The following is a 17,986-nucleotide window of genomic DNA, read 5'->3' on the forward strand; positions in this document are numbered from 1 at the left end:
GGCGGCGCTCACTGGAGGCCCTTCTTCTGGGTCAGCTTGAGGAAGGCGAACGACAGCACGAACGTCGCGAGCGCCAGCACGACCGAGAACGCAGCGGCGAGGTTGAAGTTCGGGATGGACGACGTCGAGAGCACGGTGAGGTTCGGGGTGTAGGTGCTCGTGACCGCGGAGCTGAACGAGCGGAACACCTGGGGCTCCGCGAGCAGCTGGAGCGTGCCGATGATCGAGAACACCGTCGTGAGCACGATCGCGGGGATCACGAGCGGGATCTTGATCGACCACGCGATCCGCAGCTGGCCGGCGCCGTCGAGCCGCGCCGCCTCGTACACCTCGCTCGGGATCGCCAGGAGCGAGGAGTAGATGATGAGCATGTTGTAGCCGACGTAGACCCACGTGATGACGTTGGCCATGGCCCACAGCACGAGGTCGGCGGAGAGCAGGTCGACGCTGTCCGTCAGGGCGGTGAACGGCGACAGGTTCGGCGAGTACAGGAAGCCCCACATGATCGCCGCGACGACCCCGGGCACCGCGTAGGGCACGAAGAACGCCAGCCGGAAGAACCGCTTGCCGCGCAGCAGCGGGGAGTCGAGGAGCAGCGCGAAGACGAGCGCGAGCACGAGCATCACGGGCACCTGGACGATCCCGAGGACGAGGACCCGGGCGACCGAGGACCAGAACGGCTCGCTCTGGAAGACCTGGACGTACTGCGTGAGCCCGCCGAAGACCTCGCGCGCGGGCCCGAACGTGCCCTCGCGCTCCACCACGAGCAGCGACTGCCACACCGCGTAGCCGATCGGCAGCGCGTAGAACAGCGCGAAGAGCACACCGAACGGCAGCACGAAGAAGGCGATGGCCCGCTTGTGCGGGACGGGGAGCCTGCGCCGGGACGCCGCGCGCTGCTGCGGCGCCGGGGCGATCACCTGGGTGCTCGTCATGGTGTGTCCTCCCGGACGACCCGCACGCTTCCGGCGGGGACGTGGACGTGCCCGGCGACCGGCCGGTCGGTGACGAGCTCGTGCCCGGAGACGGGGTGCTCGACGTCGCGGTGCGAGTGGTTGATCACGAAGAGGTAGCTGCGGCCGTCGCCCGCGCGGCGCACGACCTCGACGGACCCGTCGCTCTCAGGACCCGACGGTGCGACCCCGGCGCCGTGCGCCGCGGCGCGGAGCACGTCACGCAGGTCGGGGGCGTCGAGCGCGGTCGCGACGTACCAGGCGGTGCCCGCCCCGCGCTCGGCGCGCGTGACGGCCGGCACGCCGGCGAGCGGCCCGTCGGCGTAGGAGGCGACGACCGTCGCGTCGGTGGCCCGGAGCCGCTCGGTCCACAACGAGGCGTGCGCGCCGCTGTCGAGCGTGACCCGGTGCCCCGGCAGCAGGGGCGCGATCTCCTCGGCCACGACGCCCAGCAGGTCCCGGAACGCACCCGGGTAGCCGCCGAGCCGGACGCGGTCGTCCTCGTCGACGATGCCCGAGTTGAACGTGACGACCGCGTGGCCGCCCGCCTCGACGCGGGCCGTGAGGCGCGCCGCCTGCGCGTCCGAGACCATGTGCAGCGCGGGGACGACGACGAGGCGGTAGCCGCTCAGGTCGCTGTCGGGGCCGACGACGTCGACCGTGACGCCGAGCTGGTGCAGCGCGCGGTACGCGGCGTGCACCTGGTCGAGGTAGCGCACGGCGTGCGACGGGCGTGCGTCGCCGTCGGCGGCCCACCACGACTCCCAGCTGAAGACGAGCGCGGCGTCGGCGACGACGCGCGTGCCCGCGACCTCGTCGAGCCGGTCGAGCGTCGCGCCGAGCTCGACGACCTCGCGCCACACGGCCGTGTCCGTGCCGGCGTGCGGGACGAGCGCCGAGTGGAACTTCTCCGCGCCCTGCACCGACGCGCGCCACTGGAAGAAGCACACGCCGTCGGCGCCGCGGGCGACGTGCGTCAGGGAGTTGCGGGTCATCTGCCCCGGCTCCTTGGCGACGTTGACCGGCTGCCAGTTCACGGCGCTCGTCGACTGCTCCATGAGCAGCCAGGGCGCTCCCCCGGCGAGCCCGCGCGTGAGGTCGGCTGCGAAGGCCAGCTCGGAGCGCGGGTCCTCGAGCCGGTGGTCGAGGTAGTGGTCGTTCGCGACGACGTCCATCTCCGGCGCCCACGACCAGTAGTCGAGGTTCCGGATGTGCGCGGTGACCATGAAGTTCGTGGTGACGGGGGCGCCCGAGTGCCGGCGCAGCACGTCGGCCTCGGCGCGGTAGTGGTCCAGGAGCGCGTCGGAGCTGAACCGGTGGAAGTCGACGGCCTGCGCGGGGTTGCCCAGCGAGATCGTGGCGCGGGGCGGGAGGATCTCGGCCCAGTCGGTGTAGCGCTGGCTCCAGAAGCTCGTGCCCCAGGCGGTGTTGAGGGCGTCGACCGTGGCGTACCGGCGCTCGAGCCACCCGCGGAAGGCGGCCGCGGACTCGTCGCAGTAGCACAGCGCGTTGTGGCAGCCGAGCTCGTTGGAGACGTGCCACAGCGCGACCGCCGGGTGCTCGCCGTAGCGCTGGGCGACCTGCTCGACGAGCGCGAGCGCCCGGCGGCGGAACTCGGCCGAGCTCGGGCACCAGGCCTGGCGCCCGCCCGGGAACCGGGTCGTGCCGTCCGCCGTCACGGGCAGGATCTCGGGGTGCAGGGTCGTGAGCCACGGGGGCGGCGACGACGTGCCGGTCCCGAGGTTGACCCGGATGCCGTTCTCGTGGAGCAGGTCGACGACCTCGTCGAGACCGGTCCAGTCGTGCTCCCCGGGCCGCGGCTCGACGTGCGACCAGCCGAAGATGTTGACGGCGACGAGGTCGATCCCGGCCTCGCGCATGAGGGCGACGTCCTCGCGCCAGACGTCGCGGTCCCACTGCTCGGGGTTGTAGTCGCAGCCGTACGCGATCGTGCGCGTCGTCGCGTCCCCGGTGCGGAGACCTGCTCCCGGCGAGTCCATGTGCTCCCTGCCCGTCGTGCGGCGGGAGCCGGCCCGACTGGTGTGTGCACGTGCACATACGTCGCCGTGGGGTCTCGCCGTCGAGATTGTGTGAACGTGCACACATTAAGCAGCGCGCGGAACGCCTGTCAACAGAACCGGACATGCGCAGGCCCGGGCAGAGCCTCCGCTCCGCTGCTCTCAGCGAGCGCGACCGGCGCTGACCAGGGCGGGTGCCCGAACGGGCGGTACGGGCACGGGCGTGCGCCCGGGGGCGTCGTCGTCGCGCCCGCGCCGCGTCAGCACGCGCTCGACCGCCCGGCGCAGCGGCTTCTGCAGCGGGCGCTCGACCCAGCGGTGCAGCACCCAGGCGAGGGCCAGGCACACGCTCACCACGACGACGAGCGTCGTGACGCGCCCGAGCGCGGGGTGCAGCGCCTGGATCAGCGCCCAGCCGTAGTACTCGTGCGTGAGGTAGAGCGGGTACGTGAGCGCGCCGGCCGTCGTCAGCACGGGCAGGTCGAGGTCGCGCACCACGGGAACGAACGCGACGACCGCGACGGCGCCCACCGCACCGACGACCGCGAGCGCGAGCAGCGGCGGCCACACGGGCGCACCGGTCGTCAGCGCGTCGATCGCCGGCGCCTTCTGGTCCACCGCGACGACGACGCCCTGGAGCGTGTTGAGCCCGACGAGCGCCCACGTCCCCCGCGTGTGGCCCTCGCGGTAGATCACGAACAGCACCATCCCGGCACCGAACATCGAGGCCCACGGCAGCCCGGTCAGCACACCGCGCGCCTCGGGCACCGTGAGCGTGAGCGCCGTGCAGACGAGCGGCCCGGCGCCCGCGAGCAGCAGCACCCGGCGCCGGGTGATCCCCACGAGGAGCAGCCCGAGCACCGCGGCGTAGAACTGGATCTCGACCCAGAGCGTCCAGTAGACCCCGTCGACCGCGGGCACCCCGAACGGCTCGGACAGCATCGTGAGGTTCGCGAGCACCTGGCCGGGGGTGCGGGTCTCGAACGTCGGCCACGCCCAGCGCAGCACCGCCGTGAGCACCACCGCCGCCCAGAACGCCGGGTACAGCCGGCTCACGCGCGACGCGACGAACTGGGGCACCGACCGACCCCACGCGGACATCAGGATGACGAACCCGCTGATCACGAAGAACAGGTGCACGCCCGTGTACCCGTACGGCGTGACCTCCGACAGGCGCGGGAACGCCTCGTCGGGCGTCATCCCCCAGCGGTGCTGCTCGCGCGCGGTGAAGTGGAAGAGGACGACCGACAGCGCCGCGAGCAGCCGCAGGGCATCCATCGCGCGCAGGCGCGACGAGGGCTGCCGAGCGGTGTCCGCAGAGCCCGGCACGGGCCGTGCCGCACCACGCGGACCGGGCTCCGGCGCGCCGGAGAGGGGTGTCGCGGGTGCAGGGGTCATCGTTCGACCATAAGCAAGCACCGCCGCCTCCGCGCGCGGAGCCGACCCGGCGATAGCCTGGCGTGGCCCGCGACGAGGCGGGTCGCGAGGAGGTCACGTGCGCACGACGCAGCAGCCCGCACCGCAGGTACCGGCCCACCCCCGCCGGGCTCACCCGCGTCCGGCGCGCCCGGCCAGCGGGAGCCCGGGAGCCCGACGCCGGCCGCGACGACGCGCGACGGCCACCGTGGGAACCCCGCGCCGGTCGTGGCGACGCGCCCGAGCCACCGTTCGCACGGCACCAGGAGCGCCCGCATGAGCGTGCGCCACGAGGTGCGTCCCCAGCCGAGCGACACGCCCCTCCCCCGCGAGCGCCAGCTCGCGTGGGCCCTCGCCGAGCTCGCGTGCGACCCCGTGCCGGTCGATGCGGACGTCACGGACATGGTCGTCAACCGGGTCCTCGACGACGCCGCCGTCGCCGCCGCGTCCCTCGTCCGGGCGCCCGTCGTCGCGGCGCGGGCGCAGGCGCTCGCGCACGCCCCCTCGTCGGGAGGCCGGGGATCGCTGGTGACGGGGGTCGAGGCGTCGCGCCGCACGAGCCCCGAGTGGGCCGCGTGGGCGAACGGGGTCGCGGTCCGCGAGCTCGACTTCCACGACACCTACCTCGCCGCCGACTACTCCCACCCCGGCGACACGATCCCGCCGCTGCTCGCGGTCGCGCAGCACGTCGGATCGAGCGGCGCGGACCTCGTCCGGGCGGTCGTCACCGCGTACGAGGTGCAGGTCTCGCTCGTGCGGGCGATCAGCCTCCACCGGCACAAGATCGACCACGTCGCGCACCTCGGCCCGGCCGTCGCCGCGGGCCTCGGCACGCTGCTGCACCTCGACGCCGACGTCGTGTTCCACGCGATCGGCCAGGCGCTGCACACCACCACCGCGACGCGGCAGTCGCGCAAGGGCGAGATCTCGACGTGGAAGGCGTACGCGCCGGCGTTCGCGGTGAAGGTCGCGATCGAGGCGGTCGACCGGGCGATGCGCGGTCAGACGTCGCCCACGCCGATCTACGAGGGTGCCGACGGCGTGATCGCCTGGCTGCTCGACGGGCCCGACGCGCGGTACGAGGTCGACCTCCCCGGCGCGGGCGAGCCACGGCGGGCGATCCTCGAGACGTACACCAAGGAGCACTCGGCGGAGTACCAGTCGCAGGCGCTCATCGACCTCGCGCGGCGGCTGCACCACGAGCACCCCGAGCTCGCGGACCCCGAGCGCGTGCGCCGGGTCGTCCTGCACACGTCGCACCACACGCACCACGTCATCGGCTCGGGCGCCGACGACCCGCAGAAGTACGACCCGCACGCGACGCGCGAGACGCTCGACCACTCGATCCCGTACATCCTCGCGGTCGCCCTCCAGGACGGGACGTGGCACCACGAGCGCTCCTACGCCCCCGAGCGGGCGGCGCGGCCGGACACCGTCGCGCTGTGGCAGCGGATCACCACGCAGGAGGACCCGGCGTGGACCCGCCGCTACCACGCGGACGACCCGGCCGAGAAGGCGTTCGGCGGGCGGCTCGAGGTCGAGCTCGCCGACGGCTCCCGCGTCGTCGAGGAGATCGCCGTCGCCGACGCGCACCCCCTCGGCGCCCGGCCGTTCTCGCGCACCCAGTACGTCGAGAAGCTCCGCACGCTCGCGACCGGCGCCGTCGGGGAGGCCGAGCTCGAGCGCTTCCTCGCGGCGGTCACCGCGCTCCCGGAGCTCGACGCGGGCGGCGCGCTCGACGCCGTGCACCTCACCGCGCTCCCCGGCCTGCTCGACACCGCCACCGCACCCGGAGGACTGTTCTGATGCTGTACTCGACGAGGTCGGTGCACGACAAGCGCGTCGCCCTGCGCGAGCGGCTCGCGAGCGGTGAGATCCTGCGCGTGCCCGGCGCGTTCAACCCGCTCTCCGCCCGGCTCATCGAGGCCAAGGGCTTCGACGCCGTCTACGTCTCGGGAGCCGTCGTCGCCGCCGACCTCGGGCTGCCGGACATCGGGCTGACGACCGCGACCGAGGTCGCGCAGCGCGCCGGCCAGATCGCGCGCGTGACCGACCTGCCGACGCTCGTCGACGCCGACACGGGCTTCGGCGAGCCCATGAACGTCGCCCGGACCGTCCAGGCCCTCGAGGACGCCGGCGTGTCCGGCTGCCACGTCGAGGACCAGGTCAACCCCAAGCGCTGCGGGCACCTCGACGGCAAGCAGGTGGTCGACGAGGCGACCGCGGTGCAGCGCATCCGTGCGGCCGTCGAGGCCCGGCGCGACCCCGACTTCCTGGTCATGGCTCGCACCGACGTGCGCGCCGTGCACGGGCTCGACGCCGCGATCGAGCGCGGGCGGGCGCTCGTCGAGGCCGGCGCGGACGCGCTGTTCCCCGAGGCGCTGCTGGGCGAGGACGAGCTCGCGGCGTTCCGTGCCGCGGTCGACGTGCCGCTGCTCGCCAACATGACCGAGTTCGGCAAGGGCGAGCTGCTCACCACCGCCCGGCTCGCGGAGCTCGGCTACACCATCGCGCTCTACCCGGTCACGCTGCTGCGCCTCGCGATGGGCGCCGCGGAGCGCGGGCTCGACGAGATCCTGCGGACCGGCACCCAGGCCGGCGTCGTCGACGCGATGCAGACGCGCGCCGAGCTCTACGACCTCGTCGACTACGCGGGCTACGGCCGTTTCGACGAGGGGGTGTACGACTTCACGCTGTAGGACCGCACGACGGCACGACCGCCCTGGCCACCTCGGCCGCACGGCCACCGTTCCACGCACGACCGCCACCCGCACCACCCCGGCAGGCCGGGCACCCCGGCGCCACGCACGACCCCGACCCCGTCAACGACGATGGAGGCACCCGGATGACGAGCGACCCGACCACCGACCACCAGGCACCCGACCCCTCTGCGGCCGAGCGGCCCGCAGCCGAGCACCCCGCGCCCGACCACCCGGCGCCCGACCACCCCGCCCCGCCCGAGCTGCACCGGGGCCTCGCCGGGGTGGTCGTCGACGAGACCGCGATCTCGTCGGTCGACGAGGCGAGCAGCTCGCTGCTGTACCGCGGCTACCCCGTCCAGGAGCTCGCCGCGTCGTGCTCGTTCGAGGAGGTCGCGTACCTGCTGTGGCACGGCGAGCTCCCCGACGCCGAGCAGCTCGCGGCGCTCGAGAGGCAGGAGCGTGCAGCCCGCGAGCTCCCCGGCGCCCTCGTGGACGTCGTGCGCTCGCTCCCGCTGACCGCGCACCCCATGGACGTCGTCCGGACCGCGGTGAGCGTGCTCGGCGCGCACGACCCCGAGCCCGACGACCGCTCCCCCGACGCCGACCTGCGTCGCTCCGTCCGCCTGCTCGCCCAGCTCCCGGGCGTCGTCGCGCTCGACCAGCGCCGCCGCCGCGGTCAGGAGCCGCTCGAGCCGCGCGACGACCTCGGCTGGTCCGCCGCGTTCCTCGCCCGGACGTTCGGCGACGTGCCCGAGGACGTCGTCGTCGACGCGTTCGAGACGTCGATGGTCCTGTACGCCGAGCACTCGTTCAACGCCTCGACCTTCGCCGCGCGTGTGATCGCCTCGACGCTCTCCGACCTGCACTCCGCCGTGACCGGCGCGGTGGGCGCGCTCAAGGGCCCGCTGCACGGCGGCGCGAACGAGGCCGTCATGGCGACCTTCGCGGAGATCGGGACCGCGGACCGCGTCGGTCCGTGGCTCGACGAGCTGCTCGGCGCCCACCACAAGGTCATGGGCTTCGGCCACCGGGTGTACCGCCACGGCGACTCCCGGGTGCCCACGATGAAGCAGGCGCTCGACCGGCTCGTCGCGCACGCGGGCCGGCCCGAGCTGCTCGCTCTCTACGACGCCCTCGCCGAGGGGATGCGGGCGCGCACCGGGATCCTGCCGAACCTCGACTACCCGACCGGTCCCGCGTTCCACCTCATGGGTTTCGACACCCCCACGTTCACCCCGCTGTTCGCCGCGAGCCGCGTCGTCGGGTGGACCGCCCACGTCCGCGAGCAGCTCGCGCACAACGCCCTCATCCGCCCGCTCAGCCACTACTCCGGTGCCGCGCTGCGCCACGTGCCGGCCCGCTGACCGGCACGACCGGCACCGGCAGCACCCGCGCCGACAAGCCTCGCACGCACCGCGCGGACGGCCCCGGACGCACCACGCGCCGACAGGCGCCGAACGCACGGCGCGGACGTGCCCCGGACGCACCACGCCGACGGGCCCCGGACGCACCGCGGGCCCCGGAGGTGATCCTCCGGGGCCCGCGGCGTGCGTGCGTGTGCGTCAGGCGATGCGGCCCGACGTCGACTCCTCGTCGCCGATCTTGTGCACGACGATCGAGTTCGTCGAGCCGACGACCCCGACCGGCGCACCCGCGACGACGACCACGTAGTCGCCGAGCTCGGCGAGCCCGTTGGCACGCAGCGTCGCGTCGACGAGCTTGACCATCGCGTCGGTGCTCTCGACCTGCGAGACCTCGTACGTCTGCACGCCCCAGCTCAGCGAGAGCACGTTGCGGACCTGCGTCTCCGGCGTGAACGCCAGCAGCGGGATGCCCGAGCGCAGGCGCGACATGCGCCGGGCCGAGTCGCCCGACTGCGTGAACGTCACGAGGTACTTCACGCCGAGCGTCTCGCCGATCTCCGCGGCGGCACGCGTGATGGCGCCACCGCGCGTGTGGGGCGTCGAGCCGAGGGGCGCGATGCGCTCACGGCCGAGCTCCTCGGTGTTCTCGATGATCCGCGCCATCGTGCGCACGGCCTCGATGGGGTAGTCGCCCACGCTGGTCTCGCCCGAGAGCATGACCGCGTCGGCGCCGTCGAGCACCGCGTTGGCGCAGTCGGACGCCTCGGCGCGCGTCGGGCGCGGGGCCGAGATCATCGACTCGAGCACCTGCGTCGCGACGATGACCGGCTTCGCGGCACGGCGGGCCAGCTCGACGGCACGCTTCTGGACGAGCGGAACCTGCTCGAGCGGGAGCTCGACGCCCAGGTCGCCGCGGGCGACCATGATGCCGTCGAACGCGTCGATGATCTCGACGAGGTTCTCGACGGCCTGCGGCTTCTCGATCTTGGCGATGACGGGGAGGACGCGGCCCTCCTCCTCCATGATGCGACGGACGTCGTCGTAGTCGGAGGCGCTGCGGACGAACGACAGGGCGATGATGTCGGCGCCGGTGCGCAGCGCCCACCGCAGGTCGGCCTCGTCCTTGTCGCTCATCGCGGGCACCGACACGGCGACACCCGGGAGGTTGAGGCCCTTGTTGTTGGAGACCGGGCCGGCCACCTCGACGCGCGTGACGACCCGGGGGCCGTCGACGTCGGTGATGCGGACGAGCACGCGACCGTCGTCGATCAGGATCGGGTCGCCGACGCGCGCGTCGTTCGGCAGGCCCTTGTGGGTCGTGGAGACGAGCTCCTTGGTGCCGGGGACGTCCTCGGTCGTGATGGTGAACGTGTCACCGACGGCGAGCTCGTGCTTGCCGTCGGCGAAACGGCCGAGACGGATCTTGGGGCCCTGGAGGTCGACGAGGACGGCGACCGACCGGCCGGAGGCCTGGGCGGCGGCACGCACGTTGTCGTACACACGCTGGTGCACCTCGGTGTCACCGTGGCTCCGGTTCAGCCGAGCCACGTCCATGCCGGCGTCGACCAACGCCTGGATCTGCTCGGGGGACTCGGTCGCGGGACCGATGGTGCAGACGATCTTCGCTCTACGCATGGGTGAAGCCTAGGCCTTTCCTTCGGGACAGGGTGTGGACCGAACGTCCCGCGGCCCCGGACGGAGCAGCGGTGGCGACGATCACGGAGGGGTCAGGGGCGCAGCGCCACCGTGCTGGCGGTGACGGGGGCGGGGAGGTCGGTGCTCCCCGAGAGGTAGGCGTCGACCGCGGCGGCCGCGGCGCGGCCCTCGGCGATCGCCCACACGATGAGGGACTGGCCGCGGCCCGCGTCGCCGGCGACGAAGACGCCAGGGACGTCGGTCGCGAAGTCGTCGGACCGGCCGACGACGCCGCGCGGGGTCAGCGTGACCCCGAGCTGGTCGAGCAACGGACCCTGCTCCGGGCCTGTGAAGCCCATCGCGAGGAGCACGAGCTGTGCGGGGACCTCGCGCTCGGTGCCCTCGACGGGCCCGAACCGCCCGTCGACGAGCTCGACGTCGACGAGCCGGATCGCCCGCACCTCGCCCGCCTCGTCGCCCACGAGCTCCTGGGTGCTGACCGCGTAGACGCGCTCGCCGCCCTCCTCGTGGGCGCTCGCGACCCGGTACAGCATCGGGTACGTCGGCCACGGCTGCGCCTCGGGGCGCTCCTGCGGGGGCCGCGGCATGATCTCGAGCTGGGTCACCGACCGGGCGCCCTGGCGCAGCGCGGTCCCGACGCAGTCGGCACCGGTGTCGCCGCCGCCGATCACGATGACGTCCTTGCCGGTCGCGAGGACCTGCCCCTCGACGGCGTCGCCGACGGCGGCCCGGTTGGCCGGCGGCAGGTACTCCATCGCCTGCAGCACCCCGCCGAGCGCGCGCCCGGGGACGGGCAGGTCCCGCGGCGTCGTCGAGCCGACCGCGAGCACGACGGCGTCGAAGCTCTCGCGCAGCTCGGTGCCCGTGACGTCGACGCCGACCTCGACGCCCGCACGGAACCGCGTGCCCTCGGCCTCCATCTGCGCCAGGCGGCGGTCGACGTGCTTCTTCTCCATCTTGAACTCCGGGATGCCGTACCGCAGCAGCCCGCCGATCCGGTCCGCGCGCTCGTACACCGCGACGGTGTGCCCGGCGCGGGTCAGCTGCTGCGCGGTGGCGAGCCCGGCGGGGCCGGAGCCGACGACCGCGACGGTCTTGCCCGTGAGCCACTGCGGCACCTGCGGCACCACGTAGCCGCGGTCGAACGCCTCGTCGGCGATCGCGACCTCGACGTTCTTGATCGTCACGGGCGGCTGGTTGATGCCGAGCACGCAGCTCGACTCGCACGGCGCCGGACACAGGCGACCGGTGAAGTCGGGGAAGTTGTTCGTCGCGTGGAGGCGCTCGGCGGCCTCCTCCCACCGCCCGCGCCAGACCAGGTCGTTCCAGTCCGGCACGAGGTTCCCGAGCGGGCAGCCGTTGTGGCAGAACGGGACGCCGCAGTCCATGCAGCGACCCGCCTGCCGGTGCAGCATCCCGAGGTCGTCGGGGTCCCCCGCGCGGTGCTCGTGCACCTCCGCCCAGTCGAGGATGCGCACGGGCACCGGCCGGTTCGCCGGCAGCTCGCGCTCGCGCGTCTTCATGAAGCCGCGGGGGTCAGCCACGGTGCACCTCCACTGGTCGGGTCCCCCACCCCGCACGGCTCCGTCGCCGCGCTCGGGCGGTGCGGCCGGGCACGGTGGCCCGGTCGCACGCTGGGGACGGTTCACGGGTCACGCAGGCGCGCGTCGCCGAGGGGTGAGCGCGCATCGGGAAACCTAGGCCCTTCATGGGGGACGGGAGGGGGACCGACGTCCCGGGCCCGCTCCGGGGGCACCGCGGCGACGTGGACGTGCGCGTCAGGGCCGCAGCGCCACCGTGCCCGCGGTGACGGGAGCGTGGAGCTCCGTGCCGCCCGAGAGGAACCGGTCGACGGCCGCGGCCGCGGCGCGCCCCTCCGCGATCGCCCACACGATGAGCGACTGCCCGCGCCCGGCGTCGCCGGCCACGAAGACCCCCGGCACGGACGTCGCGAAGTCGTCCGTGCGCTGCACGAGCCCGCGCGCGGTCAGCTCGGTGCCCGCCTGGGAGACCAGCGTGTCCGTCTCCGGACCCGTGAAGCCCATGGCGACGAGGACGAGGTCGGCCGGGATGTCCCGCTCCGTCCCGGGCGTCGGCACGCGCCGCCCGTCAGGCTGGTACTCGGTCGTCGCGAGGCGCAGCCCGCGCACGTGCCCGGCGTCGTCACCCTCGCCGCCCACGAACGCGACGGTCGAGGCGAGGTAGGCGCGCTCGCCGCCCTCCTCGTGCGAGCTCGAGACCTCGAACACCAGCGGGTCCGTGGGCCACGGCTGGTTCTCGGGGCGCTCGGTGGGCGGCTGCTTGCCGATCGCGAGCGTCGTGACCGACGCCGCCCCCTGACGCAGCGCGGTGCCCAGGCAGTCCGAGCCGGTGTCGCCGCCACCGATGATGACGACGTGCTTGCCGGTCGCCGTGATCTGGTCGACGACCTCCTTGCCCGCGACCACGGCGTTGGCCTGGTGCAGGTAGTCCATGGCGACGTGCACGCCCTCGAGCTCGCGCCCGGGCAGCGACAGCTCGCGCGGGACGGTCGCGCCCGTCGCGACGACGATCGCGTCGAACCGGCTGTGCAGCTGGTCCCACGTGATGTCGCGACCGATCTCGACGCCCGGGCGGAACCGCGTGCCCTCGGCCTTCATCTGCTTGAGGCGGCGGTCGATGTGGTGCTTCTCGAGCTTGAAGTCGGGGACGCCGTAGCGCAGCAGCCCGCCGATCTCGTCGTCACGCTCGTACACCGCGACCGTGTAGCCGGCGCGCGTGAGCTGCTGCGCGGCGGCGAGCCCGGCGGGGCCCGAGCCCACGACGGCGACCGTGAAGCCCGTGAGCCGCTGCGGCACCTGTGGGGTCACGAAGCCCCGTTCGAACGCCTCGTCGATGATCGAGACCTCGACGTTCTTGATCGTGACCGGCGGCTGGTTGATGCCGAGCACGCAGCTCGACTCGCACGGCGCCGGGCAGATGCGACCGGTGAACTCGGGGAAGTTGTTGGTCGCGTGCAGGCGCTCGGACGCGTCGGCCCACTGCCCCCGCCACACGAGGTCGTTCCACTCGGGGATGAGGTTCCCGAGCGGGCAGCCGTTGTGGCAGAAGGGGATGCCGCAGTCCATGCAGCGACCGGCCTGGCGGTGCAGCATCGCCTCGTCGACGGCGGTGCCGTCCGCGGTGCGGTGCTCGTGCACCTCACGCCAGTCCATGAGCCGGACCGGGACCGGGCGGCTCGGCGGGAGCTCACGGTCCCGGACCTTGAGGAAGCCTCGCTGGTCAGCCACGTGCCACCTCCAGGATCTGGTCCCAGACACCCGGCGCCGCGGGGTCGAGCCCGTCGGCCTCGGCCTGCGCGAGCGCACGGCGGACCCGCGCGTACTCGCTCGGCAGGACGCGCGTGAACCGGGTGCGCGTCGCGTCGAGGTCGGCGAGCAGCTCGGCCGCGACCGGCGAGTCCGTCTCGGCGTGGTGCCGGCGCAGCAGCGTCTCGACGACCGCGGCGTCCTCGTCGTCGAGCGGCGCGAGCGTGAGCTCGCGGCTCTTCACCGAGGCCGTGTTCACGAGCGCCGGCTCGAGGTCGAGCACGTACGCCGTACCACCGGACATGCCCGCGGCGAAGTTGCGCCCGGTCGTGCCGAGCACGAGCACCGTGCCACCCGTCATGTACTCGCAGCCGTGGTCGCCCACGCCCTCGACGACGAGCGACGCGCCCGAGTTGCGCACGCCGAAGCGCTCGCCGACGAGCCCGCGGAGGAAGATCTCCCCGCCCGTGGCCCCGTACCCGATGACGTTGCCCGCGACGACGTTGTTCTCGCCGATGAGCACCGCGTTGCGGTCGGGGCGCACGATGATCCGCCCGCCCGACAGGCCCTTGCCGACGTAGTCGTTCGCGTCGCCGAACAGGCGCAGCGTGATGCCGCGGGGCAGGAACGCGCCGAACGACTGACCGGCCGAGCCCGTGAGGGTCACGTCGATCGTGTCGTCGGGCAGCCCGGCGCCGTGGTAGCGCTTGGTCACCTCGTGCCCGAGCATCGTGCCGACCGTGCGGTTGACGTTGCGGACCGGCAGCGCGATGCGCACCGGCTCGCCGCGCTCGAGGGCGTCGCCGGCGAGCGCGATGAACTGGTTGTCGAGCGCCCGCTCGAGCCCGTGGTCCTGGCCCTGCGTGTTGTGCAGCGCCGAGCCCGGCTCGGGCGCCGGGACGGCCAGCACGGGCGACAGGTCGAGACCCGCGGCCTTCCAGTGGTCGATGACCGGCCGGGTGTCGAGCATCTCGACGTGCCCGACGGCCTCGAGGAGCGTGCGGAAGCCGAGGCGGGCGAGGAGCTCGCGGACCTCCTCGGCGATGAACTCGAAGAAGTTGACGACGAACTCGGGCCGGCCGTTGAACCGCGCCCGGAGCTCCGGGTTCTGCGTCGCGACGCCGACCGGGCACGTGTCGAGGTGGCAGACGCGCATCATGATGCAGCCCGAGACCACGAGCGGAGCCGTGGCGAAGCCGAACTCCTCGGCGCCGAGCAGCGCCCCGACGAGCACGTCGCGGCCCGTCTTGAGCTGGCCGTCGACCTGCACCACGACGCGGTCGCGCAGGTTGTTGAGCACGAGCGTCTGCTGGGTCTCGGCGAGGCCGATCTCCCAGGGCGTCCCGGCGTGCTTGAGCGACGTGAGCGGGCTCGCACCCGTCCCGCCGTCGTGCCCCGAGATGAGGACGACGTCCGAGTGCGCCTTCGCGACACCCGCCGCGACCGTGCCGACGCCGAACTCGCTCACGAGCTTGACGTGCACGCGCGCCGACGGGTTCGCGTTCTTCGCGTCGTGGATCAGCTGCGCGAGGTCCTCGATCGAGTAGATGTCGTGGTGCGGCGGCGGCGAGATGAGGCCGACGCCGGGCGTCGAGTGCCGGGTCTTGGCGACCCACGGGTACACCTTGTGACCGGGCAGCTGACCGCCCTCGCCGGGCTTGGCACCCTGCGCGAGCTTGATCTGGATGTCGTCCGCGTTGGTCAGGTACTCCGACGTCACGCCGAACCGGCCCGACGCGATCTGCTTGATCGCGCTGCGCCGCACCGGGTCGTGCAGCCGCTCGGCGTCCTCGCCGCCCTCGCCGGTGTTCGACTTGGCGCCGAGCTGGTTCATCGCGACCGCGAGGGTCTCGTGCGCCTCGGCCGAGATCGAGCCGTAGGACATGGCGCCGGTGCTGAACCGCTTGACGATCTCCGAGACCGGCTCGACCTCCTCGAGCGGGACCGGCGGACGTGCGCCCTCCTTGAACGTCAGGAGCCCGCGCATCGTCATGAGCCGCGACGACTGCTCGTTGACGCGGTCCGAGTACTGCCGGAACACGTCGAACTGCCGCGTGCGGGTCGAGTGCTGGAGCCGGAAGACCGTCTCCGGGTCGAACAGGTGGTCCTCGCCGTCACGGCGCCACTGGTACTCGCCGCCCACCGCGAGGCGCTGGTGCGGCAGACGGTTCCCGCTCGCCGGGTACGCGTCGGCGTGCCGCGCCGCGACCTCGGCCGCGATGACGTCCAGGCCGATGCCGCCGAGCCGGCTCGTCGTGCCCGCGAAGTAGCGGTCGACGAGCGGCGCGGACAGACCGATCGCCTCGAACACCTGGGCGCCGCGGTAGGACGCGATCGTCGAGATGCCCATCTTCGACATGACCTTCAGGACGCCCTTGCCGAGCGCCTTGATGAGGTTCTTGACCGCCTGCTCCGGCTCGACGCCGGGCACGTACGCGCTGCGCGCGAGGTCCTCGACGGTCTCCATCGCGAGGTACGGGTTGACCGCGGCCGCGCCGTAGCCGATGAGCAGCGCGACGTGGTGCACCTCGCGCACGTCGCCCGCCTCGACGACGAGCGAGACCTGCGTACGGGTGTGCCGGCGCAGGAGGTGGTGGTGCACGGCGCTCGACAGCAGCAGCGACGGGATCGGCGCGAGGTCGGCGTCGCCGTCGCGGTCCGAGAGCACGATGAAGCTCACGCCGTTCGCGACCGCGGCGTCGACCTCCTCGAAGATCTCCTCGAGGCGAGCCTCGAGCGCCGCTCCCCCGCCGTCGACCCGGTACAGGCCACGCACCGTGATCGCCCGGAAGATCCCCGCGAGACGCGGGTCCTTGTCGATGCGCACGATCTTCGCGAGCTCGTCGTTGTCGATCACCGGGAACGGCAGCATGAGCTTGCGGGCGTGCAGCGGGGAGTCGTCGAGCAGGTTCGGCTCGGGGCCGATCGCGCCGCCGATCGAGGTCACGAGCTCCTCGCGGATCGCGTCCAGCGGCGGGTTCGTCACCTGGGCGAACATCTGCGTGAAGTAGTCGAACAGCAGGCGCGGGCGGCTCGACAGCACCGCGACCGGCGTGTCGGAACCCATCGCGCCGAGCGGCTCGGCGCCCGTCGCCGCGATCGGCGACAGGATGATCTTGAGCTCCTCCTCGGTGTACCCGAAGGCGCGCTGGCGCCGGCGCACCGAGGCGGCCGAGTGCGCGACGTGCTCCCGCTCCGGCAGCTGGTCCAGCGACACGGAGTGCTCGCGCATCCACTCGTCGTACGGGCGCTGCGCCGCGAGCTGGGCCTTGATCTCCTTGTCCTCGATGATCCGGCCCTGGCCGGTGTCGACGAGGAACATCTTCCCGGGCTCGAGGCGGCCCTTGCGGACGACCGTCGCGGGGTCGATGTCGAGCACGCCTGCCTCGCTGGCCATCACGACGAGCCCGTCCTCGGTGACCCAGAACCGACCCGGGCGCAGCCCGTTGCGGTCCTGGACCGAGCCGACGAGGGTCCCGTCGGTGAACGTCATCGCCGCCGGCCCGTCCCACGGCTCCATGAGCGTCGAGTGGTACTCGTAGAACGCGCGCCGCGCGGGGTCCATCTGGGCGTGGTTCTCCCACGCCTCCGGGATCATCATCATGATCGCGTGCGGCAGCGAGCGCCCCGCGAGGTGCAGCAGCTCGAGGACCTCGTCGAAGCTGCCCGAGTCGCTCCCGCCCGGCGTGCAGATGGGCAGCAGCGGCGCGAGGTCGCCGAGCGCCTCGCTCGCCAGGGTGCCCTCGCGTGCGGCCATCCAGTTGCGGTTGCCCCGCACGGTGTTGATCTCGCCGTTGTGCGCGAGCAGCCGGAACGGCTGGGCGAGCGGCCACGACGGGAACGTGTTCGTCGAGAAGCGCGAGTGCACGAGCGCGAGCTCGGACGCGTAGCGCGGGTCGGACAGGTCCGCGAAGAACGGCTCGAGCTGGCCCGGCGTGAGCATGCCCTTGTACGCGAGCGTGCGCGCGGACAGCGACGCGAAGTACACGTCGACCTCGCGCTCGGCGCGCTTGCGCAGGCGGAACGCCCGGCGGTCGAGGTCGACCCCGGCGAGCTCACGTGACGGGTCGGCGACGACGAGCTGGCGGAACACCGGCATCGACCCGCGCGCCGTGGGGCCCACGAGCTCGGGCGTCACGGCGATGTCGCGCCACGCGAGGACGTCGAGCTTCTCCTCGACCGCGATCGCCTCGATGGCGCGCACGGCGGCGGACTGCTCCTCGGCGTCGACGGGGAGGAACGCCATGCCGATCGCGTAGCGACCCGCGGGCGGGAGCTCGGCGTCGACGACGTCGCGCAGGAACGCGTCGGGGATCTGCGTGAGGATCCCCGCACCGTCGCCGCTGTTCTCCTCGGCGCCGACCGCACCGCGGTGGTCCAGGTTCAGCAGGGCGGTCAGGCCGGCGTCGACGATGTCGCGCCCCGGCGTGCCGCGCAGGGTGGCGACGAACGCGAAACCGCAGGCGTCACGCTCGGCGGCAGCGTCGTACAGACCCTGCGACGACGGCGCACGAAGAGCGCCGTGGCTCACGGGCGACGTGGGCATCAGTACCGTCCTCACGAACCCCGTAACCGGGGTGTAGCACGAAC

The 17,986-nt window shown here is 73.2% G+C and carries 10 protein-coding genes; 3 read left to right on the forward strand and 7 right to left on the reverse strand.

Features of this window, described 5'->3' with window-relative positions; genetic code table 11:
- Nucleotides 1-8: 8 nt before the first annotated feature.
- The 3 genes from ACWFNE_RS16510 to ACWFNE_RS16520 all read right to left on the reverse strand — a co-directional run bounded on the left by ACWFNE_RS16510 (nucleotide 9) and on the right by ACWFNE_RS16520 (nucleotide 4,369).
- Nucleotides 9-935: a carbohydrate ABC transporter permease gene (locus ACWFNE_RS16510; RefSeq protein WP_452123510.1), complete on the reverse strand. Its 927-nt coding sequence runs from the start codon at nucleotides 933-935 to the stop codon at nucleotides 9-11.
- A complete protein-coding gene (locus tag ACWFNE_RS16515) occupies nucleotides 932-2,953 on the reverse strand; it encodes a beta-galactosidase (RefSeq protein ID WP_452123511.1) in 2,022 nt (673 codons plus the stop codon). Before ACWFNE_RS16515 ends, ACWFNE_RS16510 begins: the two co-directional genes overlap by 4 nt.
- Before the next feature lie 180 nt (nucleotides 2,954-3,133).
- Nucleotides 3,134-4,369: an acyltransferase family protein gene (locus ACWFNE_RS16520; protein ID WP_452123512.1), complete on the reverse strand. Its 1,236-nt coding sequence runs from the start codon at nucleotides 4,367-4,369 to the stop codon at nucleotides 3,134-3,136.
- A 294-nt stretch (nucleotides 4,370-4,663) separates the two neighbouring features.
- Between ACWFNE_RS16520 and ACWFNE_RS16525 the strand changes: the two genes are divergently transcribed.
- The 3 genes from ACWFNE_RS16525 (at nucleotide 4,664) to ACWFNE_RS16535 (ending at nucleotide 8,453) form a co-directional block, all read left to right on the forward strand.
- Entirely contained in the window at nucleotides 4,664-6,193 is a 1,530-nt protein-coding gene (locus ACWFNE_RS16525; RefSeq protein WP_452123513.1) for an MmgE/PrpD family protein, read from the forward strand.
- Nucleotides 6,193-7,086 carry a methylisocitrate lyase gene (prpB, locus tag ACWFNE_RS16530; RefSeq protein WP_452123514.1) on the forward strand — a complete coding sequence of 298 codons (894 nt, stop codon included), beginning with the start codon at nucleotides 6,193-6,195 and terminating at the stop codon, nucleotides 7,084-7,086. The genes ACWFNE_RS16525 and prpB overlap by 1 nt, the downstream gene beginning before the upstream one ends.
- A 146-nt stretch (nucleotides 7,087-7,232) precedes the next feature.
- Nucleotides 7,233-8,453, forward strand: a complete 1,221-nt coding sequence (locus tag ACWFNE_RS16535; RefSeq protein WP_452123515.1) for a bifunctional 2-methylcitrate synthase/citrate synthase — start codon at nucleotides 7,233-7,235, stop codon at nucleotides 8,451-8,453.
- A 198-nt stretch (nucleotides 8,454-8,651) separates the two neighbouring features.
- Here ACWFNE_RS16535 and pyk read toward each other — a convergent pair whose 3' ends face one another.
- The 4 genes from pyk to gltB all read right to left on the reverse strand — a co-directional run bounded on the left by pyk (nucleotide 8,652) and on the right by gltB (nucleotide 17,942).
- Nucleotides 8,652-10,088, reverse strand: coding sequence for a pyruvate kinase (pyk, locus tag ACWFNE_RS16540; protein WP_452123516.1), 1,437 nt, complete (start codon nucleotides 10,086-10,088; stop codon nucleotides 8,652-8,654).
- Between the two features lie 92 nt (nucleotides 10,089-10,180).
- The gene (locus ACWFNE_RS16545) at nucleotides 10,181-11,653 is read right to left on the reverse strand and encodes a glutamate synthase subunit beta (protein WP_452123517.1); all 1,473 of its coding nucleotides are present in this window, start codon (nucleotides 11,651-11,653) and stop codon (nucleotides 10,181-10,183) included.
- A 234-nt stretch (nucleotides 11,654-11,887) separates the two neighbouring features.
- The gene (locus ACWFNE_RS16550; protein WP_452123518.1) at nucleotides 11,888-13,378 is read right to left on the reverse strand and encodes a glutamate synthase subunit beta; all 1,491 of its coding nucleotides are present in this window, start codon (nucleotides 13,376-13,378) and stop codon (nucleotides 11,888-11,890) included.
- A complete protein-coding gene (gltB, locus tag ACWFNE_RS16555) occupies nucleotides 13,371-17,942 on the reverse strand; it encodes a glutamate synthase large subunit (RefSeq protein WP_452123519.1) in 4,572 nt (1,523 codons plus the stop codon). The genes ACWFNE_RS16550 and gltB overlap by 8 nt, the downstream gene beginning before the upstream one ends.
- Nucleotides 17,943-17,986: the final 44 nt, after the last annotated feature.

It is taken from the genome of Cellulomonas sp. NPDC055163, from assembly GCF_053607065.1.